The sequence below is a fragment of the Pseudidiomarina planktonica genome (genome assembly GCF_900177775.1).
Lineage (GTDB): Bacteria > Pseudomonadota > Gammaproteobacteria > Enterobacterales > Alteromonadaceae > Pseudidiomarina > Pseudidiomarina planktonica.
Genome location: NZ_FXWH01000004.1, coordinates 82,842 through 104,698, shown reverse-complemented (window position 1 = coordinate 104,698; position 21,857 = coordinate 82,842). Strand labels below are relative to the sequence as shown.

At 48.1% G+C, this 21,857-nt stretch carries 19 protein-coding genes; 6 read left to right on the top strand and 13 right to left on the bottom strand.

The window, feature by feature from the left end; translation table 11 throughout:
- Positions 1-55: 55 nt before the first annotated feature.
- Together CCE91_RS12135 and CCE91_RS12130 are read right to left on the bottom strand one after the other, a co-directional pair.
- Entirely contained in the window at positions 56-1,423 is a 1,368-nt protein-coding gene (locus tag CCE91_RS12135) for an aldehyde dehydrogenase family protein (protein ID WP_086435577.1), read from the bottom strand.
- A complete protein-coding gene (locus tag CCE91_RS12130; RefSeq protein WP_275540792.1) occupies positions 1,423-2,880 on the bottom strand; it encodes an NAD-dependent succinate-semialdehyde dehydrogenase in 1,458 nt (485 codons plus the stop codon). The genes CCE91_RS12135 and CCE91_RS12130 overlap by 1 nt, the downstream gene beginning before the upstream one ends.
- 465 nt (positions 2,881-3,345) lie before the next feature.
- Between CCE91_RS12130 and CCE91_RS12125 the strand changes: the two genes are divergently transcribed.
- Positions 3,346-5,169: a DEAD/DEAH box helicase gene (locus CCE91_RS12125; protein ID WP_086435576.1), complete on the top strand. Its 1,824-nt coding sequence runs from the start codon at positions 3,346-3,348 to the stop codon at positions 5,167-5,169.
- A gap of 4 nt (positions 5,170-5,173) precedes the next feature.
- Here the strand turns inward: CCE91_RS12125 and CCE91_RS12120 are convergent, their stop codons facing one another.
- From CCE91_RS12120 to CCE91_RS12110, 3 genes are read right to left on the bottom strand one after another with little or no spacing between them, the layout of a single operon-like run.
- A complete protein-coding gene (locus CCE91_RS12120; protein ID WP_086435575.1) occupies positions 5,174-5,701 on the bottom strand; it encodes a lipocalin family protein in 528 nt (175 codons plus the stop codon).
- Positions 5,702-5,717: 16 nt separating this feature from the next.
- Complete coding sequence (locus CCE91_RS12115) at positions 5,718-7,319, bottom strand: cryptochrome/photolyase family protein (protein ID WP_086435574.1); 1,602 nt, start codon at positions 7,317-7,319, stop codon at positions 5,718-5,720.
- Positions 7,316-7,951, bottom strand: a complete 636-nt coding sequence (locus tag CCE91_RS12110) for a flavin reductase family protein (protein ID WP_086435587.1) — start codon at positions 7,949-7,951, stop codon at positions 7,316-7,318. The genes CCE91_RS12115 and CCE91_RS12110 overlap by 4 nt, the downstream gene beginning before the upstream one ends.
- A 138-nt stretch (positions 7,952-8,089) precedes the next feature.
- Between CCE91_RS12110 and CCE91_RS12105 the strand changes: the two genes are divergently transcribed.
- Together CCE91_RS12105 and waaA are read left to right on the top strand one after the other, a co-directional pair.
- Positions 8,090-8,830, top strand: coding sequence for a glycosyltransferase (locus CCE91_RS12105; protein WP_086435573.1), 741 nt, complete (start codon positions 8,090-8,092; stop codon positions 8,828-8,830).
- A gap of 4 nt (positions 8,831-8,834) precedes the next feature.
- Positions 8,835-10,862: a lipid IV(A) 3-deoxy-D-manno-octulosonic acid transferase gene (gene waaA / locus CCE91_RS12100; protein ID WP_086435572.1), complete on the top strand. Its 2,028-nt coding sequence runs from the start codon at positions 8,835-8,837 to the stop codon at positions 10,860-10,862.
- A gap of 70 nt (positions 10,863-10,932) precedes the next feature.
- On the opposite strand, the gene CCE91_RS12095 is transcribed toward waaA, so the two are convergent.
- The 4 genes from CCE91_RS12095 to mutY form a co-directional block, all read right to left on the bottom strand.
- Positions 10,933-12,186, bottom strand: a complete 1,254-nt coding sequence (locus CCE91_RS12095) for a glutamate-5-semialdehyde dehydrogenase (RefSeq protein WP_086435571.1) — start codon at positions 12,184-12,186, stop codon at positions 10,933-10,935.
- A complete protein-coding gene (proB, locus tag CCE91_RS12090; RefSeq protein ID WP_086435570.1) occupies positions 12,183-13,304 on the bottom strand; it encodes a glutamate 5-kinase in 1,122 nt (373 codons plus the stop codon). The genes CCE91_RS12095 and proB overlap by 4 nt, the downstream gene beginning before the upstream one ends.
- Before the next feature lie 212 nt (positions 13,305-13,516).
- On the bottom strand, positions 13,517-13,789 hold the full coding sequence (locus CCE91_RS12085; protein WP_086435569.1) for an oxidative damage protection protein: 273 nt from the start codon (positions 13,787-13,789) through the stop codon (positions 13,517-13,519).
- A gap of 80 nt (positions 13,790-13,869) precedes the next feature.
- Positions 13,870-14,937, bottom strand: a complete 1,068-nt coding sequence (mutY, locus tag CCE91_RS12080; protein WP_086435568.1) for an A/G-specific adenine glycosylase — start codon at positions 14,935-14,937, stop codon at positions 13,870-13,872.
- Positions 14,938-15,185: 248 nt separating this feature from the next.
- Here mutY and CCE91_RS12385 point away from each other — a divergent pair, with 248 nt between their 5' ends.
- Positions 15,186-16,292, top strand: a complete 1,107-nt coding sequence (locus CCE91_RS12385; RefSeq protein WP_086435567.1) for an OmpA family protein — start codon at positions 15,186-15,188, stop codon at positions 16,290-16,292.
- A 114-nt stretch (positions 16,293-16,406) separates the two neighbouring features.
- On the top strand, positions 16,407-17,126 hold the full coding sequence (gene trmB / locus CCE91_RS12070; protein WP_086435566.1) for a tRNA (guanosine(46)-N7)-methyltransferase TrmB: 720 nt from the start codon (positions 16,407-16,409) through the stop codon (positions 17,124-17,126).
- Positions 17,127-17,229: 103 nt separating this feature from the next.
- On the opposite strand, the gene hemW is transcribed toward trmB, so the two are convergent.
- Both hemW and rdgB read right to left on the bottom strand, forming a co-directional pair.
- A complete protein-coding gene (hemW, locus tag CCE91_RS12065) occupies positions 17,230-18,369 on the bottom strand; it encodes a radical SAM family heme chaperone HemW (RefSeq protein WP_086435565.1) in 1,140 nt (379 codons plus the stop codon).
- A 1-nt stretch (position 18,370) separates the two neighbouring features.
- Positions 18,371-18,967 (bottom strand): RdgB/HAM1 family non-canonical purine NTP pyrophosphatase, encoded by a 597-nt coding sequence (gene rdgB / locus CCE91_RS12060; protein WP_086435564.1) that lies wholly within the window; start codon positions 18,965-18,967, stop codon positions 18,371-18,373.
- Between the two features lie 103 nt (positions 18,968-19,070).
- Between rdgB and CCE91_RS12055 the strand changes: the two genes are divergently transcribed.
- Positions 19,071-20,810 (top strand): potassium/proton antiporter, encoded by a 1,740-nt coding sequence (locus CCE91_RS12055; RefSeq protein ID WP_086435563.1) that lies wholly within the window; start codon positions 19,071-19,073, stop codon positions 20,808-20,810.
- Positions 20,811-20,832: 22 nt separating this feature from the next.
- On the opposite strand, the gene CCE91_RS12050 is transcribed toward CCE91_RS12055, so the two are convergent.
- A complete protein-coding gene (locus tag CCE91_RS12050) occupies positions 20,833-21,261 on the bottom strand; it encodes a DUF4426 domain-containing protein (protein ID WP_086435562.1) in 429 nt (142 codons plus the stop codon).
- Positions 21,262-21,300: 39 nt separating this feature from the next.
- Positions 21,301-21,825 (bottom strand): YggT family protein, encoded by a 525-nt coding sequence (locus CCE91_RS12045; protein WP_086435561.1) that lies wholly within the window; start codon positions 21,823-21,825, stop codon positions 21,301-21,303.
- Positions 21,826-21,857 lie beyond the last annotated feature (32 nt).

The window sequence follows — 21,857 nt, the reverse complement described above, 5'->3', positions numbered from 1 at the left end:
TTACCAGTAATGGGGGGTAACTGCAGGGCTTTCAAGGCAACTTGGCTAGCTGGTGCTATTTGCTACCACCAGTTAGCCAGCGCATGAGCTTGTCTTTAAAGCCAGTGTAAGGTGGGTAGCGAAAGTCAGGATCCGGCCAACTGCTGCGCTTCATTACCGCTTTCATATGACTGAAGGTGGTGAAACCAAAATAGCCGTGATAACGACCCATGCCGCTATTTCCAACGCCACCGAAAGGCAGGTTGTGGTTAAGCATAAACATTAAGGTGTCGTTAAAGCATTGGCTACCGGCAGCTACTTGTTCCAGTTGTTCAATAGCTTTATCGCTGGTGGTGAAACCATACAGCGCCAAAGGTTTTGGTCTGGCCTGAATCAGGTCGATGCCTTCGGCCAGGTTGCGAATTTTAACTATGGGCAAAATGGGACCGAAAATCTCTTCCTGCATAACGGCTGATTCGTTACTGCAATCGGTGAGCAGGGTGGGGGCAAAAAAGCGTCTGGCAGCATCTCGCTGCCCGCCGTACGCAACTTTGCCATCACTTAAGTAGCCTTCCAAACGCTGCCAATGCTGTGCGTTAATGATTTTGCCAAAATCCGGGTTATCAGCTACCTGGTCACCATAAAGTTCCGCTATAGCCGACTGCAAAGCCTCAACGAACTTTTCGTACACGGCATCTTCAACCAACAAATAATCTGGTGCTATGCAGGTTTGCCCGGCATTTAACCACTTGCCCCAGGCGACACGTTTGGCGGCAACTTTAATATCGGCATCAGCTAATACCACTGCCGGACTTTTACCGCCAAGCTCAAGTGTCACTGGGGTCAGGAATTCGCTGGCCGCGCGCATCACAATTTTACCGACGCGGCTGCCACCGGTATAAAAAATATGATCGAAACGTTGCTCCAACAGCTTTGAAGCTACTTCGGCGTCGCCGGTGACGATACGCACACAGCTGCCGGATAAATAATCCGGGATTAGCTTTTCCAGCAATGCGGCGGTAGCAGGGGCTAGTTCCGAGGGTTTAATGACAGCGCAGTTACCAGCGGCAATAGCTGCTACTAGCGGGCTGAGCAATAATTGCAGTGGATAATTCCAAGCCCCCAGAATAAGCACAACACCCAGCGGCTCTGGCCTTATTTCACTGCGACCGGGCCACGCCAACAACGGCTGTTTAACGCGTTGCGGCTTACTCCAGCGCGATAAATTCTTTAACGTATGGCGAATGTCCCGGTGTAAAAAACCAAGTTCGGTAGACCAACTTTCTGCAGCAGGCTTGCCTAAATCCTGTTGCAGCGCGTTCATGAGCTCGGTTTCATGATCGCGTAACAACTGTTGCAGTAGCCCCAGTTGCTCGCGGCGCCAAGCCAGCGGTTTGGTAATACCGCTGGCGAAAGCGTTGCGTAAATTACTCAGGTCGGCCATTAAGCGAGTCCGCCAAGTACCACAGTTTTAGCTTCCATGTATTCTTCCAGACCATATTTTGAGCCTTCACGACCTACGCCTGACTGTTTCACTCCGCCAAAGGCGTTGTACGCATGTGAAATAGCACCGGCATTAATACCTACCATGCCGCACTGAAGTTGTTCGCTAACACGGAAGATACGAGCTACGTCACCAGCGCAGAAGTAAGCGGCTAAACCAAAGTCGGTATCATTCGCCATAGCTACGCCTTCTTCTTCGTCAGCGAAAGTGCTGATAGCCACTACCGGACCAAAAATTTCTTCCTGAACCACGTCCATTTTCGGGGTGACATCACGCAATATGGTGGCCGCGAAGTACAAGTCACCTAAATCGGTTAATTGTTTACCGCCGGTAACAAGTTTGGCACCGTCACTTTGCGCGGTGGTTACTAAACGTTGAACTTTGGTAATGGCATCCTGATCAATCAGGGGACCAAAATCTACGTCTTCAGCATCACCAGGACCAACTTTCAGTCGTTCTACTGCTGGTTTGAGCTTATTAATAAATTCATCAACAACACTTTCCTGAACAATTACCCGGTTGGCGCTAACGCAGGTTTGACCGGCATTGCGGAATTTGCAGGCAATAAGTTGTTCAACAGCCAAATCAAGATCGGCGTCGTCAAACACCAGGAAAGGGGCGTTACCACCAAGCTCCATGGAGACTTTTTTCACGGTGTCAGCACATTGCTTGGTTAAGATTTTGCCAACTTCAGTAGAGCCGGTGAAGGTGAATTTACGTATGAACGGATGGGTGGTCAGTACTTTACCAACATTTTTCGAGTCGGTGCTCGGCACTATATTTAACACACCGTCAGGGATACCAACTTCACTGGCTAACTGCGCAATGGCCAACGCTGATAACGGGGTAAGTTGCGGTGGCTTCACTACCATAGTGCAACCCGCTGCAAGTGCAGGTGCAACCTTGCGGGTAATCATTGCATTGGGGAAGTTCCAGGGCGTGATAGCGGCACAAACACCAATAGGTTGTTTGATAATCCAGCTGCGTTTATCCGCCGCGGTCATTGGCAGTACATCGCCATACACGCGTTCAGCTTCGCCCGCGAACCAGTCAATAAAGCTGGCGCCATATTCAACTTCACCGGCAGCTTCAGCAATAGGTTTGCCTTGCTCGGCACTCATGAGTTCGGCTAATGCTTGTTTATTACTTAAAATGGCCTGATACCATTTGCGCAGTAAATCACCACGTTCACGTGGCGTTTTCGCCCGCCAGGACGGCAGCGCCTGATGCGCGGCTTCAACCGCGCGTTCTGCAATTGTCTCGTCTGCGTCTGCAACTTCAGTAATGGTTTCACCAGTGGCCGGATTGGTTACGCTAAAGCGTGAATCCGTTGGAATCCAGTGACCGTCAATATATATGTCTGATTTCATTAGCGATGTCATGCTATGTGTAGCCATCGTTATCCTCCATTTGAAAATGTGGACACCAAAAATGCGCTTCGCTGTTCTGAAAACATTATTGATTATCTATAGTTAGTATTCCATTTTGGCTGTATCAGTTCAATTTCGTTCAAAAACTCTTAAAAATCAAAATAAAGTGGTCGATTTTTAACCGTTCGCTTGACCTTAGCATAACTTTTACGTATAGTTCGCCGCTTCAAGGTCACGACCGCCAAAGATGGGAGCGGTTCCCCCTTGATTTTCGTGGGGTAGCAGCGCCTTTTCCGGTCGTCTGAACATAGGCTAATATTGGCAGTAAAGCCAGTTCCAACCTGAGCGTTCGAAGATTTCTGTTGCTGGGCGTTTACCCCCTATTTAACGCCGTTACGTTGTCTGTAATTTGTTCGTAGTTCCGTTTGCCAGCTTATCGAAAGCGCAAACACACACGACAACAACGCGTAACAGAAATAAAGTGAGCATATTATGTCTGAAGTATCTTCAAGCATATCCTTTGCGGATATGGCTTTGCCTGCGGCTATCTTAAAGCGCCTGGAAACTCTTAATTTTACCCAACCGACTCCTATCCAGATTCAGGCTGTGCCTGCATTGCTGGAAGGCAAGAACGTGCTGGGTGAAGCACAAACTGGTACTGGTAAAACTGCAGCCTTTGGTTTGCCGGGCCTGTCTGTACTGGACGCTAAATTGCGCCAGACGCAAATGTTAGTGGTAGCACCAACGCGTGAACTTGCTATTCAGGTATCAGCAGCTATTACTGACTTCGCCAAAGATATGCGCGGCGTAGAAGTAGCTACTGTATACGGTGGCGCGGCATTCGCACCACAAATTAAAGCATTGCGTGGCGGTGCTCAGGTAGTAGTTGGTACTCCTGGCCGCTTGTTAGACTTGCTGAAAAAAGGTGTGTTGCAGTTAAGTGCATTACGCTTAGCTGTATTAGATGAAGCCGATGAAATGTTAAATATGGGCTTTATTGAAGACATCGAAACCATTATGGCTGCTGTTCCGCCAACTTCTCAACGTGCATTGTTTTCTGCCACCATGCCTGCGCCAATCCGCAAGTTAGCGAAAACTTTCTTAGTTGATCAAAACAACAACCAACCACTTAACATTCAAATTGAAGCGATTAAGCGTGAAAACGCAACTATCACTCAAAAAGCGTGGCAAGTGAGTGGTTTGAACAAACTGACTGCACTTACCCGTCTGTTGGAAACTATGGAATACCAGCGCGTGCTGATATTCGTACGTACCCGTCAGGACACTATGACACTGGCAGAGCAACTGCAGGGTCATGGCTTCAAAGCATCGCCGTTAAGTGGTGATTTGAATCAGGTACAACGTGAGCAAACGGTAAATCAATTACGCAGTGGTCACGTTGAAATTCTGGTAGCAACCGACGTTGTTGCCCGTGGTTTGGATGTTCCTGAAATCACTCACGTGGTGAACTACGATTTACCGGGTGACACTGAATCTTACGTACACCGCATTGGCCGTACTGGTCGTGCTGGCCGTGCTGGTGAAGCTATTTTGTTCTTCCGTCCGCGTGAACGTCATTTGTTACGTCACTACGAGCGGTTAACTAACGGTACTATCCAGTTCTTTGAAGTTCCAAACGCCAAAGAATTGAGTGCGCACCGTCAGCAAAAACTGCAGGAAACTCTGGCTAAGTCAGTTATTGAACAAGATTTGTCAGGCCTGGAAAAGTTAGCTGAACAAATGTGTGCAGCGAGTGATTTAACTCCACTGCAAATTGCAGCGGCATTATTGGCAGAACACAACAAGCAACGTCCACTGTATGTGAAAGACGACCCAGCACCGCGTCCAGAGCGTCAGGAACGTTCTGCACGTAACAGCCGTGACAGTCGTGATGAGCGCCCACAGCGCGCAGTGCGTAAAGACCGTGCACCACGTGGCGCCGACATTGAATTTGATACTTATAAAATTCAGGTTGGTCGTGACCATGGCGCTCGTCCACAGGACATCGTTGGCGCTATTGCGAACGAAGCCGACATGGACAGCCGTTTTATTGGCCAAATCCAGTTATTTGAAGGTCATAGCTTGGTTGAATTGCCAAAAGGCATGCCAACTGGCGTGATGAAAATACTGCAACGTGCGCGTGTACGTCAGCAGCAAATGGGACTGGAACGAGTTGATGCCAGCATTACTCGTAAGCCTCGCGGTGATCGCTCTGAACGTACTGACCGTGGCCGTCCGCCACGTTTCCAGGCTGCTAAAGGCGGCGAACGCGGCGCACCACGCGGTGATGCGAAGCGCAGCCGTCGTCCGCAGTAACTGATTAGTTAGCGGCTGGTTGCTCAACCATGAGCAACTGGCTGCTATCAATTCCCCACTCATTGGCTTGCGCAATTGCTAAATCCACAATGTCTTGTGGCACCTGCGGCGAACGAGCTAACAGCCAAAAGTAATCCGCACTATCACTGGTTACCATGGCATAACGATAGTTATCGCCCAACCAAGTCACGTAATACCCCCCATAGAACGGCCAGAAAAAAGTAACTTTATACATTCCAGCTCCAGCCTCTAAAGGCACGGCGCGTCCTATTGCTGTCTGCCATTCCTGATCTTCGACATGATAACCACGGTTGGTTACTTCCAGCGACCCGTCACCATTTAAGCGGTATTCAGCTGTGACCCGCTGTAAGCCTTCTTCGAACGAGTGGGGCATGCGCATAATCTCATACCAGGTGCCGCCGTATTTTTGCACATCAAAGTTCTCAACTGGTTGGGCAATTGGCGTGGGCTCGTGGGTGCAGCCGCTGATAAAAACAAAACTCAGGAAAGTGGTAACCAGAATAGCCCGCATAGCGATGTCCTTGTCGTTACAGTGATTCAATATGAATTAAATGTTGTTGTGCCTGCGCTAAAATAGCTTTTTTGTCGTCCGGGTCGCGCTTGCCCCATAGGCTAATAATCATGCGCATACGATGGTTATCTTGCAAGCGTTGCTGCTGTTTATCTATAAAACGCCAGTACAAACTGTTAAAAGGGCAGGCCTGCTCGCCAGTGGTTTGGTTTACATCGTAGTGGCAGGACGCGCAGTAATTGCTCATTTTATGAATGTAGCGGCCACTGGAAATATAAGGTTTAGAACCAACAATACCGCCGTCTGCATACTGACTCATGCCGCGCGTATTAGGTAGTTCCACCCATTCAATAGCATCTATGTATACACCCAGATACCAGTCGTCTACCTGATCCGGGTCAATCTCGGTAAGTAAGGCAAAGTTGCCGGTAATCATTAAGCGCTGAATATGATGGGCGTAGGCATAGTCCAGCGATTGTTGAATGCTCTGTTGCATACAGGACATTTTGGTTTCACCACTCCAGTAATAGGCTGGCAATGGGCGGTCGAATTCAAAATAATTCAGACTTTTATATTCCGGCATATGATGCCAGTAAATGGCTCGTACAAATTCACGCCAACCAATAATCTGGCGCACAAAGCCTTCTATTTGTGCCAGCGTTATTTTGTCCTGGTTGCTCTGCCAGAAAGCTAACGCTTTATTCACTACTTCCAGCGGACTGAGCATTTTGGTATTCAGTGAAAACGACAGTCTGGAGTGGTAAATAGACCATTCGTTGGTAGCCATGGCGTCCTGATAACGACCAAAGTCTTCTAAGCAATTAGTGACAAAAAAGTCCAGCAGTTGACGTGATTGCTTGCGGTTGACCGGCCACAGGAATTTTTCTGCATCGGCATTACCAAAGCTAGCTACATCAGCAGTATGCAGCATTGTTTCAATACCGCTTAAGTCGTTAGTGAATAATTTGGGAGCAGGCGTTTGATGATCTTTGGGTAACTTATTACGATTATCATGATCGTAGTTCCATTTCCCTCCGGTGGGTTTTTTGCCATCCATTAAGATATGGTATTCACGTCTTATCTGGCGGTAAAAGGTTTCCATTAAGTAGGTTTTTTTGTTGGGGAAGTAACGCTTCAATGCGTCTCGGGCAGTGAGGAAGTGCTCGCTATCAAACCATTCAAGCTCAAGGTTCTCACGACCGGCCCAGCTGCGCAGTTGGTGATCAAGCCGATATTCGTCGGGTTGTTGCAGGTCAACTTTGTTGCTGTTAATTACGCCCAACACCTGCTGCAGATTGTTGAGCAGACTTTGCTGATTGTCGCTGTGATCTAAGCTTAGGTATAAAACTTTATGACCAGCGTCAGCGAGTGCGGTTGCGAAGCCGCGCATAGCACCAAAAAAGCCAAGTAACTTTTGTTGATGATGTTTCACATAATCAGTTTCCTGCCGCATTTCCATCATTAGGTATAAATTCTGGTCGTTGCGTTCACTAAACCAGCTATGGCTGGCATTTAACTGATCACCCAGAATGAGTCTGAGCCGCTGAAAATTATGTTGCTTAACGTCAGCACAACTAACGAGACAGTTATCTAAGTTAATCGCCAGACTGGTGCTCATGTGACTTCGTCAAGCTCTTGATCTGGTTTTGCGTAGCTCAGGCGGGCCAGGCGATCAGTGGTGTGATACCCATCTAAACCGGTGATAGCAACTGTACCTAGTTGTTCTATATCAATATAACCATCGCTTTGAACGGCAGGCTCGGACACCTGAACCCACTGTACTTCGCCAATGACTAGCATAGTGCCATTTTTTTTAATCGGTAGTACTTCGCTAAGGTGCATGCCTATTTGCAGGCGACTTTCAGCCACTGCTGGAGCGGCAAAGTCGGCAACGTATTCAGGGGTGAACCCGCATGCATCGAATTCGGATTGCGTGCGGGAGTAGCGCGCTGAAGTTTGATGCGCAGCTTTATAGTGCTCGCGGGAAACATGATTAATGGTATAGCACTGCATGGCGTGAATATTTTCGAGCGTATGCCGCGAAGTCTCGTGCGGACGCATAACCATGCCAAGCAAGGCCGGATTAGAACCAAGATGAATGACCGAACTTACAATCGCCAGATTGGTTTGCCCTAAGGGATCGGCAGTGCCGATCATGTTGGCACTTTTAAAACCAGATAAACTATTTACAAAACGGGCGCGTTGTCGTTTTTCGAATGCTTCCAGCGTACTTTTTGAATAAAGCTTCATAGGATATTTTTCGCCTTTAGTAATGATGTTAACACTACGTAAAATCAATAACTTCAGATTGCTCAAACATAGCTAAAACCATGAAAATTTGGCATTATGCGCTACATTAAACATAGGTTTCTTTAGGGCAGTTAAATTATGCAACCAGTAAACGTTATATGTATTAAATGGGGCAACAAATATGGCTCCGATTATGTAAACAAATTGCACTCAATGGTGACTCGACATCTGTCGCGTCCTTTTCGCTTCGTTTGTTTCACCGATGATGCCACCGGTATTGATAGCAAGGTTGAAGTAAAAGACATTCCAATGACCGGCTTCAAGGATTTTGATGAACGTAAACCTTGGACATTCGGCCACGGCTGGCTGAAGCTAACCTGCTTTGCCCAACCTTTGTATGATTTGGAAGGGCCAACGCTATTTCTGGATTTAGACATTGTTATTGTTGATAGCCTGGACGAATTCTTCGAACCAGAAGCTGAGTTTATGGTGATTAAAGAGTGGGATAAATCCGATGCCACTGGTAACACTTCAGTGTTTCGATTTGAAGTGGGTGCCCACGTTGATGCGTTAGAGTATTTGAAAAAAGATCCTGTGGCGGCGCGCAAGCCAGTGCGCAACGAGCAAGAATTTATCACTCAGTTTGTGGATCGCCAGGGTAAGTTGAAGTATTGGCCGGCACAGTGGTGCCGCAGTTTTAAGCGTCACTGTATTCGACCTTTCCCGTTCAGCTGGTTTCAGCAGCCACGTATTCCTGAGGGTGCCAAAGTCGTAATTTTCCACGGTAAACCGCATCCGGATGATGCCGTTGAAGGGCGCAGTGGTAAGTGGTACCGCAAAGTATTACCAACTAGCTGGGTAAAAGAATATTGGCAGTAAGCGGATGACTTTTTCATATCGGCTAGTGATGCCGTTGCTGCTGCCACTGATTTTTGCGTATTTGTGGTGGCGGGGGCGGCGCGCTCCTGAATATCGCCTGCGCTGGCGCGAACGGCTGGCGCGCCAGAACATACCAGCGCAGTGGCGTGACGGCATTGTTATTCATTGCGTGTCGGTTGGCGAAACTGTTGCGGCGCGCAACTTGATCACCAAACTAGCCGAGAGTTACCCGCAACTGCCTTTGGTCATTACATCAATGACTCCAACTGGCTCTGATATTTTGCAGAATATGTTCGCCAAGTCTGACTTTGCGAACCGTATTCACCATTGTTATTTACCTTTTGATACCACTGCCGCAATGCGCCGGTTTTTTACCAAGTTGGCGCCACGCTTAGTCGTGATTCTGGAAACCGAGTTATGGCCGACGATGTTGGCACAAAGCGAGCAACGTAATATTCCGGTGTTACTCATGAATGCGCGGCTGTCGGAGCGCTCGGCGCGAAGTTATCAGCGTTTTGCCTGGTTGCTCGGCTCAGTTTGGCAGCAACTTACTTACGTATGTGCGCAAACACCGGAAACCGCTAGCCGGATGCAGCAACTTGGGGTGCCAGCTGATCGAATTGAAGTCAGTGGTAATCTGAAGTTTGATTTAGCGCTCTCAGCAGCGCTAAAGCAAAGTGCAGCCGACTGGCGTGAACAGCAACAACGACCTGTGTTAGTGGCTGGCAGTACGCATGCGGGTGAGGATGAAATAGTGCTGGCTGCTTTCGCACAAGTACTAACTCAGAACCCCACCGCGCTACTTATTTTGGTACCAAGGCATCCCGAGCGGTTCGATAAAGTACAAAGTCTTATCGATAGCGGCGGGTTCAACTCAGTTCGGCGCAGTCAGTGCACTGCAGTCACCGCAGATACCCAGGTGATACTTGGCGATACTATGGGTGAGTTGCTGTTTTGGTACGCGGTTGCAGACGTTGCTTTTGTGGGGGGCAGCCTGATTGAGCGGGGCGGTCATAACCCACTGGAAGCAGTAGCTGCCGATGCTGTGGTTTGCAGTGGTCCGCATGTATTTAACTTTGAAGCTATTTATGAACGATTAAACCAGTGTAACGCGCTGCTTTGGGCTAACGACCAGCACGAGTTGGCCCAGCACTGGCAGAGCTTGTTACAGCAACCTGACCGATGTCAGGTGCTGCAAACGGCAGCTCGTAACGCGTTCACGAATGATACCGGGGCAACCCAGCGCATGTTTGCCGTGGCACAACAGCAGTTAGCCACGCAAACTCAAACCTCGGGCAGGACCTTAGCTATGATGAAAACAGAAAAAATTGGTACTAGTGAGATTTGGTATGACCCGGAATTAGTGGCTGAGGCATCAGAAGCTATTTTTAGTGCTGACTACTGGCAGCAGCAGCAACAAGTTTCGGGCAAAGCCAGTGGCAGAAGTACGGCCTGGTTTATTGATAGTGGTGAAAATAAATGGTTGTTACGGCATTACTACCGGGGCGGCTTAGTGGGCAAATTTAACCGCGACCGCTTTGCTCGCGAACCGGTAGCAAAAACCCGGGCTATGGCAGAATTCAGTTTGTTGTTGAAATTACGCGAATTAGAACTGCCGGTACCAAAGCCGGTTGCCGCTCGCTATGAACGTGCACCTGTGTGGGGCTACCGCGCCGACATTCTGGTAGAAGTTATTCCTAATGCGCAGGACTTATTTCATATTCTTAGTGAACGCGCCATTCTGACTGAAACCTGGGCGGAAGTAGGTGCGGCAATAAAGCGGTTACATAATGCTGGCGTGTATCACTCGGATTTAAACTGCCACAACCTGATGTTAGATGCTGACAATAAAGTGTGGATAGTAGATTTTGACAAGTGTGGGTTTAAGGAAGCGGCAGACTGGCAACAAGCTAATTTGGATAGGCTACGCCGTTCACTGCGCAAGGAACGCGAAAAAGCACGTGAGCACGGCACCAGTTTCCACTGGCATGAATCTGCCTGGCAGGCGTTGCTTGATGGCTATGCCGGATAATTAATTAGGCACTAAGATATAAAAAAGCCGGGCTATTTAGCCCGGCTTTTTAGTGTATTAGCAATGCTGCTTATTCGCGGATTTGGCCAGTGCCAGTTACCACGTATTTCTCGGTAGTCAGAGATTGTAAGCCCATTGGGCCATAGGCATGCAGTTTACTGGTTGAGATACCAATTTCTGCACCTAAGCCTAACTGACCGCCATCAGAGAAGCGTGACGAAGTGTTCGCCATAGTTACAGCTGAATCGATTTCACGAATGAAACGTTCAACGGTTTCCTGATTCTCTGAAATAATCACTTCAGTATGGCCGCTGCCAAAGTCCTGAATGTGCTCTACCGCGCCGTCATAGTCAGCTACAGTACGCACCGCTATTTCGAGCGCCAGGTACTCTTCACCGAAGGCGTCATCAGCAATTGCCTCGGCACCGTCAAAGAACTGAATGCTTTGCTTACAGGCGTGCACTTTCACGTTCTTTTCTGCCAGCGCTTTGGCAGCTTTAGGTAAGAACTCTTTGGCAATGTCTGAATGCACTAACAGCGCTTCTAAGGCGTTACATACCCCAGTACGTTGAGTTTTACCGTTCAGCAGAATGTTTAGTGCTTTTTCTTGATCCGCGTCTTTGTCCACATACAGGTGGCATACACCTTTATAATGCTGAATAACAGGGATTTTGCTGTTATCGCTAACAAAGTGAATCAGGCCTTCGCCGCCACGTGGAATAACCAAATCAATGTAATCATCTTGCTTCAGCAATTCCATCATGAGTTCGCGATCCGGGCTTGGTACCACGGTAATCACGTCTTCTGGTAAGTTGCTTTCACGCAACGCCTGATGCAATGCTTTGGCAATAGCTTTACTGGTATCAATGGCTTCACGGCCACAACGTAAAATTACCGCGTTGCCTGATTTGAAGCATAATGAGCCAGCATCGGCTGTAACATTAGGACGTGCTTCGTAAATCATGCAGATAACCCCAAGCGGGATACGCATTTTTTCTACTTTAATACCGTTCGGACGTTCAGTGAACGGGTAGCGCTCGCCAACCGGGTCGTCCAGTTTAATAATTTCTTCAATAGCAGTGGCCATACCTTCAACGCGTTCGCTATCTAACTGCAAACGGTCCATCATGGCGTCGCTAAGGCCTTTTTCCTTGCCTTGCTGCAGGTCTTTCTTATTTACTGCCAGAATATCTTGTTCTGAAGCGCGAATGGCATCAGCCATTTTTTGTAAAACGGCATTTTTTTCGGCTGTTGTCAGTTTTGCAACAGCGCGGGCTGCTACGGCAGCGCGTTTAGAAATTTCAGTTGCTACGGAGTCACTCATACGTATTCTTCCTCCAATATCATTAAATCGTTACTAGGTATAACTTCGGTAATAGGGCTGTAGCCATATTGCTCGGCAATTTCAGAAGTCTCATGACCCTTAATGTGTATCAGCTCATGCGAGCTGTACTGGCAGATGCCTTTTGCTATTGCATCCGCACTATCAGCGCTTCTTACCAGAACCGCATCACCGCGGTTGAAGTCACCTTGTACATCAACAATTCCTGCAGCAGTAAGTGCTGCACCGTGTTTAGTCAGTTGCTCCACGGTTTCTTCATCCACTAATACTTCACCTTGTGAAATTAGGGTGTGGCGCAACCAGTGTTTCTTATTACTCATTGGATCTTGCTGGCGCTTAAATAAAGTGCCTGGGTTATTGCCGTTTAGCAGCTCTTCGAAAGTAGCTCCTACACGACCGTTTACTATATAGGTGTCGATGCCATGCGACGTTGCTTTCTCAGCCGCTTCAATTTTAGTGCGCATGCCACCGGTGGCAATCTTGTTAGTAGTGCCGCCCGCTAGCGAGTAAATTTTCTCATCAATAACGTCAACTACCGGAATCTTCTTCGCGTCAGGTTTAATGCGCGGGTCTGCGTCAAACAAGCCGTCAATATCTGAACAAATAAACAGCGCGTCAGCGTCAACCAGCGTCGCAACCATAGCCGATAAATTATCGTTATCGCCTACTTTCATTTCGTCTGTTGCTAACGCATCGTTCTCGTTAACAATTGGCAGTACGTCGTGCTCTAACAATGTATGCAGGGTGTTTTTAACACTGACGTAACGGGCGCGATCGCGTAAATCGCCGTGAGTCATCAATACTTGCGCACAGGGGAAATCAAAAAAGCGGGACCAATTAGCCATCATGTCGGTTTGTCCAACTGCGGCCATTGCTTTTTTTACCACCACCGGAATTTTTTCCTGGTTACAAGCTATATGCTTTCTACCAGCTGCTGCGCTGCCTGAGGAAACAAGTACAATTTCTTTGCCTTGTTCATGGCATTCAATAATGAAGCGAGCAATTGCGAGCAAATACTTGGTACTGGTACCAGTTTCATCGGGCGCTATAAGTGCGCTTCCTACTTTTAATACAGCACGATGCCAAGTCGGCATATTCATGGTTAAAGGTTTCCTTTGATTTGTGGCAAAGAGGCTTAAAAAGTAGTTCGTAGTCTAACAGAATCTACGGCTATTCTCTAGGCTGCATGTATAACTCTAGAGCATGATCGCTATTTTACTAGGGTATGTAGTTCGCAAAAGTTCCGATCATGTTTACTTTAATGTACAAGCAGAGAAAAAAAAGCCCTTTACCATAAAGGGCTTCGGATACTTTATTTGGATGGAGGAGTATAACCCTCAATTTCAACGTCTTTTCCTTCAAAAAGGAATGCTTTCATCTGTTCTTCCAGAAAAGTTCTGGCTTCAGGTTGCATCATATTCAGGCGTTTTTCATTAATTAGCATGGTTTGCTTCTGTTGCCACAGGCCCCAGGCCTCTTTGGATATGTTTTCATAAATACGAGTACCCAGCTCACCTGGATACAATTGGAAGTCCAAACCTTCCGCTTCTTTTTTCAAGTACTGGCAGTAAACCGTACGGCTCATAATGCGTGTGCCTCAATAATTAAAAGTATCAACTGTTTTCATTCTACCTGCCAGGGCGGCGAAAGCAACTTAGGTGCGGGTTATTGCAGAGCATCTATAGTAGCTTCCAGATAACTGCGGATCGGCGCGGGCAGCCCAACAGCGGCAAGTTCAGATACCGCAACGTAGCTCCCGTGCAGTTCTTCGTTAACACCTAGCATGCTCAATAGCTGTTGCTCATTAGTTGTAGCACTCGGCTGGTAAACGTGGGCATTAAGTTTGTAATGGCTGAATACATGTTTAAAGGTGCCGTGCTCTTGTAGTACCTGTTTATCCACTTGCGGGCTACTTAGCTCGGGTAAGCACCACAGTTGAGACCAAATACCCTGCTTGGGGCGCCGTACAAGATAAATCTTATCTTCTTTCATCAACCACAGGAAAAAGCCGGATTTGGTTGGTGTGCTCTTACGTACTTTTGGCGTGGGCAATTCGTGAATAAGGTCTTGCTGAAAGGCCACGCAGTCGCTTGCCAGTGGGCACTGTTTGCACAAGGGTGAACGCGGCTTACATATAGTCGCCCCAAGATCCAATAAGCCCTGGGCGTAACTACGATTATTCGTGGCCGGAGTAAGTTGTTCAGCCAATTGCCATACTTGTTTGGTTACGGGCGTGCTGGCTAACTGACCATGAATTCCGAATAACCGGCAAAATAGCCGTTTAATGTTCCCGTCAACTATGGCTGCAGGCTTATTATAGGCAAAATTAGTTATAGCGCCTGCGGTGTAGGGACCCACTCCGGGAATTTCTCGCAATTGCTCGGGCTGTTGCGGAACTTGATGTGCGAGCTCGGTACAAATATAGCTAGCTGCTTTCTTCAGGTTTCGGGCGCGGGCGTAGTAGCCCAGCCCTTGCCACAGCGCCATAACTTCATCGTCAGTAGCAGCTGCTAAACTCTCGGCATCGGGAAACTGGGCAAGCCAGCGCTGATAGTAAGGAATTACGGTACTTACTTGTGTTTGTTGCAGCATTACTTCGCTAACCAGCACTTGATAAGGCGTCGGCTGTTGTTGCCAGGGCAGGTCGTGGCGCCCGTGGCTGGCTTGCCAGGACACAACGCGACGGGCGAAATTATCAATAAAGCCAGTAGATAAGGGTGGTGGATTGTTCATTTAGCACTCAAAAGGTATCCAATTCGTAAGTATTTCGAAAAAGCGGCGATCAGGATTACAGAAATTAACGTAAAAGCCCACTAACAAGCTATACTTATATAGTTGAGAGCTTCTGTAAAGATGACGTAAAGCTTCGAAACTAAAGAACTATTTCCGAATCGAAGCGCATGAAGCAAGAACAAAATTACTAGTTTTTATCAGTTATATAAAACTGATGAAGTTTGCCGTTGAGAACAAAGGAGAATCTCATGAAAGGTTTTACAAAAATTGCTACAGCCGTTGCTGCTGCATTAAGTGCAGTCATGGTATTACCAGCTGCAGCACAGGACGCGCAGGATAGACAGGAAGCGCACGGTGATTTCTACATCGGTGCAAATTCAGGCTTTGGTTGGCTAGACACTGACCGCGTAGCCATTATGGATGGACAGGTAAGAGAATACGAAGGCGGTACCGACGTATTCTTAATGGGTCTTGAAGCTGGTTATCGTATTTTTGATAACTGGGAATTACGTGTTTCTTACACAGATTTGGCAGCTGACGTGGATGATTTCGGTTCATCAGCGAACGGCGAATCTTACGGTGGTGACCTGATTTATAATATGTCGCCTAACTTCTATACCGGTTTAGGTATTACCCGCGTTAAATTAGGTGGTTATGACACCAAGTTTTATAAGGGTACCTTTGGTTATCGTAACTTTATTGATAACAATTGGGCGTTTCGCTGGGAAGCTAATTTACAGCAAAACGAAACTAACCTGACTGAAGTGATGACTACTGTTGGTTTACAGTACTTCTTCGGTAGTACTGGTCAGGAAACTAAGCCTACGCCAGCGCCACAACGCGCTCAGCCACGGCCAGCTCCACAACCGGCAGCTGCACCAGTAGATTCAGACAATGACGGTGTACCAAATAGCCGTGATGCATGTCCGAATACACCGGCAACTTACAGCGTTGATGAAGAAGGTTGTGTGATTTACACCAACGAAACTCTGACCGAAACCTTATTGGTTGAGTTTGAAATTAACTCATCGCAAATTCGTTCGGGTGCAACGTCAGATATTCGTGACATGGCGGACTTCATGAAAGAACATCCACAATTGGATATCGTGATTGAAGGTCATACGGATTACACCGGCGATGATGATTACAACCAGTGGTTGTCAGAACGTCGTGCAGAAGCCGTTGCCAATAGTTTGGTGAACAACTTCGGTATTGCCAGAAGTCGCGTAAGCTCAAAAGGCTATGGCGAACAACGTCCGAAAGTTGAAGGTACTTCAGCTGAAGCGCGTCAAACTAACCGTCGCATCGAAGCTAAGCTATCTGTTACCAACCGGGTTCCGGTTATTGAAGACTAAAATCTGATTATCGGTAACAACTAATAAAAAGGCGCAGTTTTTACTGCGCCTTTTTTTGTTGTTTGACATAATGTGCGGGTATTTTCGAGTTCACCAACAGAGTAGCTAGTTTTAATGAGCAAACATGCAAGTATTGAAGATGCTGAAGCGTCTGGTAAGTACATTCGGCGTATTCGCAGCTTTGTAAAGCGCGAAGGGCGCTTAACCAAAGGTCAGGCTGGTGCGCTGGAACGGCAATGGCCAAAGCTTGGGCTGGAACATCAAGCTGAAGCTATAGATTTAAAAGCTGTATTTGGACGTTCCGCTCCGGTCGTTCTGGAAATAGGCTTCGGTATGGGAAAGTCGTTGGTGGAAATGGCCAAAGCGGCTCCCGATCAGGACTTTATTGGTATTGAAGTTCATCGTCCTGGTGTTGGTGCATGTTTACTTGAGGCAGAAGAGCAGCAGGTTGAAAACTTACGCGTATATGAGCATGACGCTGTTGAGGTATTGGCAGACTGTATTGCCGATGAAAGCCTGAGCACTATCCAGATATTCTTTCCTGATCCATGGCACAAAAAGCGTCACCACAAGCGTCGCATTATTCAACCTGAGTTTGTGCAGCAGTTACGGAAAAAATTAAAGCCTGGTGGTATTTTGCATTTGGCAACCGACTGGGAAAATTATGCGGAGTATATGCTTGAAGTGATGCAGGCCGCGGAAGGTTTCCGTAATCTGGCTACCGACAACGCTTATGTGCCGCGCCCTGACCATCGCCCGCTGACGAAGTTTGAAGCTCGTGGCCAGCGGCTGGGCCACGGCGTTTGGGACCTACAATTCGAACGAATCGCCTAACGGAATGCACGTAGCCTGATGTTCCACATCAGGCGCAATGTGCCCGCATCAACAATATTCACGGCCGAAGGACTAGCTAGCCGCATGAGGCTCAGCAAATGCGTTAAACCATGGTATCTAAAATACTGTTCAGGTAGCGCTTGCCTAGTTCGGTAGTTTGCCAATGGGTTGGTGTTTCGGTTAGCAGGCCTTTATCAATGGATGGCTGCAGTAACTCTGCGGCCAGTTCGTTAGACAGCCCGGTGTAATCAACGAAAGCTTGCTTAGGTGCCGGTTCTGACAACCGTAGTTGATTCATAAAGAACTCAAAAGGTAACTCTTCAGCACTAACTGACCATTCCCGGTAGCGAAGTGGTCTGGTTAAATCCAGATACCCCTGTGGATGCTTGATTTTTTCACATCGCAAAATGCTATTTTTCTCCGGCCAGGTAATTTTACTGTGCGCGCCACATCCTATTCCCAAATAATCTCCAAATAGCCAATAATTGCGATTGTGCTTACTTTGCTCGCCGGGTTTAGCATAAGCACTTACTTCGTATTGTTCATATCCCGCCTGCGCAAGCAATTGTTGCCCGGCCAGCTGTATTTCCCATAGGGTGTCATCGTCTGGCAACTGCGGCGGGCGGCTGGCAAAAGCGGTGTTAGGTTCAATGGTCAGCTGATACCAGGAAATATGGGGGGGCTCCAAAGCTATAGCCTGCGCTAAGTCGTCCATTGCGGCCGCAAGTGTTTGTTGCGGTAGCCCATGCATAATGTCCAGATTAAAGCTTTTCAGCGGCAAGGTGGCTGCGTGCCGGGCGGCTTGTTCCGCTTGTGCAGGGTTATGAATTCGTCCGAGTCGTTGTAATTGTTCGGCCTGAAAGCTTTGCACCCCAATAGACAGTCGGTTCACCCCAGCGGTGGCAAAGCCAGCAAAACGCTCAGTTTCGAAGGTCCCCGGATTGGCTTCCAGAGTGATTTCGCAATCATTAGCAAAAGGAATATAACTCTGAATGCCGTCAAGCAGGCGCTTAATGCCGGCCGCAGAGATTAAGCTTGGCGTGCCACCACCAATAAAAATGCTGGTTAAACTACGACCCTGCACGCCATCTAAGTCTGCTCGAAGGTCATCTAACAGACGATTTAGGTATGCCTGTTCGGGAATCTCACCTTTCATGGTGTGCGAGTTGAAATCGCAGTAGGGGCATTTTTGCACGCACCAGGGAATGTGTACGTATAACGATAGCGGTGGCAGTTTTAGCATATTACGACTGACTCTCAAGTTTGCTTAGTAATTCCCGTAACGCTTGGCCACGATGGCTGAGTTCATGTTTACGTGATGGCTCTAGCTCGGCCGCGGTGCAATTGTCAGACTGCACAAAAAATACCGGGTCGTAACCGAAACCACCCTTGCCTGAGGTTGCTGTGGCAATTTCGCCGTGCCACTGGCCGTGACAAATAAGCGGTGTTGGGTCATCGGCATGAGCTAGGTAAACCAACACACAATGAAAACAGGCCTGGCGTTCAGATTCAGGAACCTTGGCTAGCGCATCAAGTAGTTTAGTGACATTGTCGTTGTCGGTGGCGTCAGCGCCGGCATATCGCGCAGAGTAAACGCCAGGGGCACCGCCGAGCGCCGATACCGCTAAACCTGAGTCATCGGCAATAGCCGGCAAGCCGGTTAACCGGGCTGCGTGGCGAGCTTTAATAATGGCGTTCTCCACAAAAGTGGTGCCGGTTTCTTCTGCTTCCGGTAATTGCCAGTGCGACTGCGGTTTAACCTGCCAGTTTGCGGCGGCTAACAAGTTCTGTAATTCTTTTACTTTACCCTGGTTGCCCGTAGCAAGAACAAGTTCACGCATAGATCTCTAATCCACTTACTGTAATGAATATGGGTTATGATACCATTTATGAACTGAACGCCCTATCACAAAGCCCAACATCAAGGAGTCAGACTTGGACGAAATGACCGGCATCATGTTGCTTTTCGGAACCCTGCTTCTGGTTAGTATTCTGGCTGGCGTGCTATCGGCACGGCTGGGCGCACCTATTCTGCTTACCTTCCTTGTTATCGGTATGTTAGCTGGTGAAGAGGGCGTACTTGGCATTGAGTTCAATAGCCCCGAAATAAGCTTCTTAATAGGCTCTGCAGCACTTGTTATTATTCTATTTGATGGCGGTATGCGCACCCACTCCGACAGGTTTCGGGTGGCACTGTGGCCTGCGGTGAGTTTGGCAACCGTTGGGGTTGCGCTAACTTGTACTATTCTGGCTGCCGGTATTGTTTACCTGTTTAATTTACCCTGGGCCACAGCGCTATTAATTGGCGCAATTCTCAGTTCCACCGATGCGGCCGCGGTATTTGGTATTTTCCAGTCGCGCGGCATGAAGATTAAACAACGTGTGGCCGCCACGCTGGAAATAGAGTCTGGTACCAACGACCCCATGGCTGTAATTCTAACCATGACGCTTACTATGGCGCTGGTAACTGGCCAGGAGCTCAGTGTGCTGGGCTTGGTTGGCCAGGTGGCTGTGCAACTGGTGCTGGGTTTGCTGGGTGGTTGGATAGGCGGGCGCTTGTTTATTATCATGGCGCGGAAAATTCCGTTGAGCTTTACCTTTTTCCCACTGTTGGCTGCGGCTGCGGCAATTATTATTTATGCAGCTACCACCTCGTTAAACGGTAGTGGTTTTCTGGCCGTTTATTTAATGGGCTTTATGATCGGTAATGCGCGATTACCGCAACTAGTCCATATTCTGCAGGTGCAGGATGGTCTGGCGTGGCTCAGTCAAATCATGATGTTCCTGATTTTGGGACTACTGGTTACCCCTTCACAGCTTATTGAGCATGCTCCGTTAGCCCTCACGGTTGCTTTCATCCTGATTTTTATTGCCAGGCCGCTGGCTACCGTAGTTTGCCTGTTACCTTTTTCCTTTCCGTGGCGTGAGCAAGTATTTATTAGCTGGGTTGGGTTACGTGGGGCCGTGCCTATTATTCTGGCGTTGTTTCCATGGTTAAGCGGCTTACCCAATCAAGAACTGTATTTTGACGTGGCCTTCTTCGTGGTACTGGTTTCGTTATTGGTACAGGGGTGGTCTATTGCGCCGGTGGCGCGTTGGTTAGGGCTGGAAGTTCCGCCCGAGGCAGAGCCAAAGCAACGCATGCCGCTGGAAGCCATTCCAAGCCGGGATGCCCTGGAAGTTTGGGAATACGATATTGATCGGTTGTCGCCGGCCTGCGATCACACCTGGGATGAATTACGCTTACCGGCACCTACATCCTTTGTGGGTATTATTCGGGAGGGAGGCTGGATTCAGCCTGAGGAAAACCCGCGCCTGACCGAAGGGGATGCATTGTTGGTGGTAGCCCGTGTTAGCGACATGGTCGCTATTAGTCGGGTATTCGCTTCTGGTGGCGGCGGACCGCAATTGAGCGAGAAAGACTTCTTCGGTGACTTTACCCTGCATGCCGATTTAACTCTGGCCGATGTGGCCAGTTTCTATCCGGTGGGCGAGTTAAAAGACAGCCTGGCAGCGCGCACTCTGGCTGAATATATTTCCTACAAGTTTCACCGTCGGGTAGTAGTTGGTGACCAATTGCAATTAGGGCATGTATTGCTAACTGTGCGGCAACTGGATGAACAGGGCAATACCATTAGCGTGGGTGTAAAAACGTTAACTACTGAAACTACCCCGGGGGCTTAACTCGGCTTACTATTCGTCGGTGCTATTCGTCGGTATAGAAGCGCTGCTGAAACTTCAGTTCCTGCTTATTTTCGCCGTCAGCAATGATAATAGTAAAACGTAGTACCTCAACATTGGTGAAGCTTGTTTGCGCTAAATAATAAATAGCTTCACCTTCTTTTACTTCGCTAAAATCCAGCTGCAACCTATTGCCGATACCATTGGTAGCATAACCCGATACCTCAACACTTTGCGCGGGCTTACCAGCCTGTTCTGCGGCCAGCACCGAGATGTTGATAACTGCCAGATAACGACTGCGCTCCAGATCATATTGCCGCGCTATTTCTGGCTTTATAAAAGTAGAGCGGAAAGCACTGTAATGTACCTCCCATGGCCCTAGCCGTTGTTGCGTTTCCGCTTGTGCAGCAAAGGGCGTCAGGCTTATCAGTAACGCAAATAAGAAGGTACGCATGACATGGCTTTCCTTATGTTGAAACCCGCTGTTTAACCGCTAAACACCAATCAGAATTCGAACAAACTGAACAATAATAATCAGTACCAGCACCGATAAATCAAGCCCACCCATAGCCGGCAGAATGCGACGGATTGGTGCTAGCATTGGTTCGGTTAACTGCTGCAGCATCATTTCCATTGGGTTGTGCCCCTGGCTAAACCAACTTAGTAGTGCTCTGATAATTAAGATCCAGAATAGCAGTTGCAAGAATGCGCCTAAGGCTACTAAGGCGCCGGAAATAATTACCGGTACCCATGGAATTGGCATGCCACTGGCCGCATACAGTGCGACCAGCTTTAAAATACCAACAATGACCGCTAACACTACGGTTGCCAGGTCCAGCCGACCCATGGTGGGAATTAAACGGCGTAATGGCAACACCAACGGGTTAGTGGCTTTCACCACAAACTGGCTCACCGGATTGTAAAAATTAGCGCGAGAGGCTTGCAGCCAAACCCGTAAAATAATCACCATCAGGGCTAAATCGAACACTATAGTGATTAGAAAATTAAGTGCATTCATAGATTAGCAATCCTTGTTAAGCTCAAATAAAA

Bases quoted from the DNA above. Each gene is read 5' to 3' on its own strand.
- CCE91_RS12135 (WP_086435577.1), bottom strand. From the start codon at position 1,423: ATGGCCGACCTGAGTAATTTACGCAACGCTTTCGCCAGCGGTATTACC.
- CCE91_RS12130 (WP_275540792.1), bottom strand. From the start codon at position 2,880: ATGGCTACACATAGCATGACATCGCTAATGAAATCAGACATATATATT.
- CCE91_RS12125 (WP_086435576.1), top strand. From the start codon at position 3,346: ATGTCTGAAGTATCTTCAAGCATATCCTTTGCGGATATGGCTTTGCCT.
- CCE91_RS12120 (WP_086435575.1), bottom strand. From the start codon at position 5,701: ATGCGGGCTATTCTGGTTACCACTTTCCTGAGTTTTGTTTTTATCAGC.
- CCE91_RS12115 (WP_086435574.1), bottom strand. From the start codon at position 7,319: ATGAGCACCAGTCTGGCGATTAACTTAGATAACTGTCTCGTTAGTTGT.
- CCE91_RS12110 (WP_086435587.1), bottom strand. From the start codon at position 7,951: ATGAAGCTTTATTCAAAAAGTACGCTGGAAGCATTCGAAAAACGACAA.
- CCE91_RS12105 (WP_086435573.1), top strand. From the start codon at position 8,090: ATGCAACCAGTAAACGTTATATGTATTAAATGGGGCAACAAATATGGC.
- waaA (WP_086435572.1), top strand. From the start codon at position 8,835: ATGACTTTTTCATATCGGCTAGTGATGCCGTTGCTGCTGCCACTGATT.
- CCE91_RS12095 (WP_086435571.1), bottom strand. From the start codon at position 12,186: ATGAGTGACTCCGTAGCAACTGAAATTTCTAAACGCGCTGCCGTAGCA.
- proB (WP_086435570.1), bottom strand. From the start codon at position 13,304: ATGAATATGCCGACTTGGCATCGTGCTGTATTAAAAGTAGGAAGCGCA.
- CCE91_RS12085 (WP_086435569.1), bottom strand. From the start codon at position 13,789: ATGAGCCGTACGGTTTACTGCCAGTACTTGAAAAAAGAAGCGGAAGGT.
- mutY (WP_086435568.1), bottom strand. From the start codon at position 14,937: ATGAACAATCCACCACCCTTATCTACTGGCTTTATTGATAATTTCGCC.
- CCE91_RS12385 (WP_086435567.1), top strand. From the start codon at position 15,186: ATGAAAGGTTTTACAAAAATTGCTACAGCCGTTGCTGCTGCATTAAGT.
- trmB (WP_086435566.1), top strand. From the start codon at position 16,407: ATGAGCAAACATGCAAGTATTGAAGATGCTGAAGCGTCTGGTAAGTAC.
- hemW (WP_086435565.1), bottom strand. From the start codon at position 18,369: ATGCTAAAACTGCCACCGCTATCGTTATACGTACACATTCCCTGGTGC.
- rdgB (WP_086435564.1), bottom strand. From the start codon at position 18,967: ATGCGTGAACTTGTTCTTGCTACGGGCAACCAGGGTAAAGTAAAAGAA.
- CCE91_RS12055 (WP_086435563.1), top strand. From the start codon at position 19,071: ATGACCGGCATCATGTTGCTTTTCGGAACCCTGCTTCTGGTTAGTATT.
- CCE91_RS12050 (WP_086435562.1), bottom strand. From the start codon at position 21,261: ATGCGTACCTTCTTATTTGCGTTACTGATAAGCCTGACGCCCTTTGCT.
- CCE91_RS12045 (WP_086435561.1), bottom strand. From the start codon at position 21,825: ATGAATGCACTTAATTTTCTAATCACTATAGTGTTCGATTTAGCCCTG.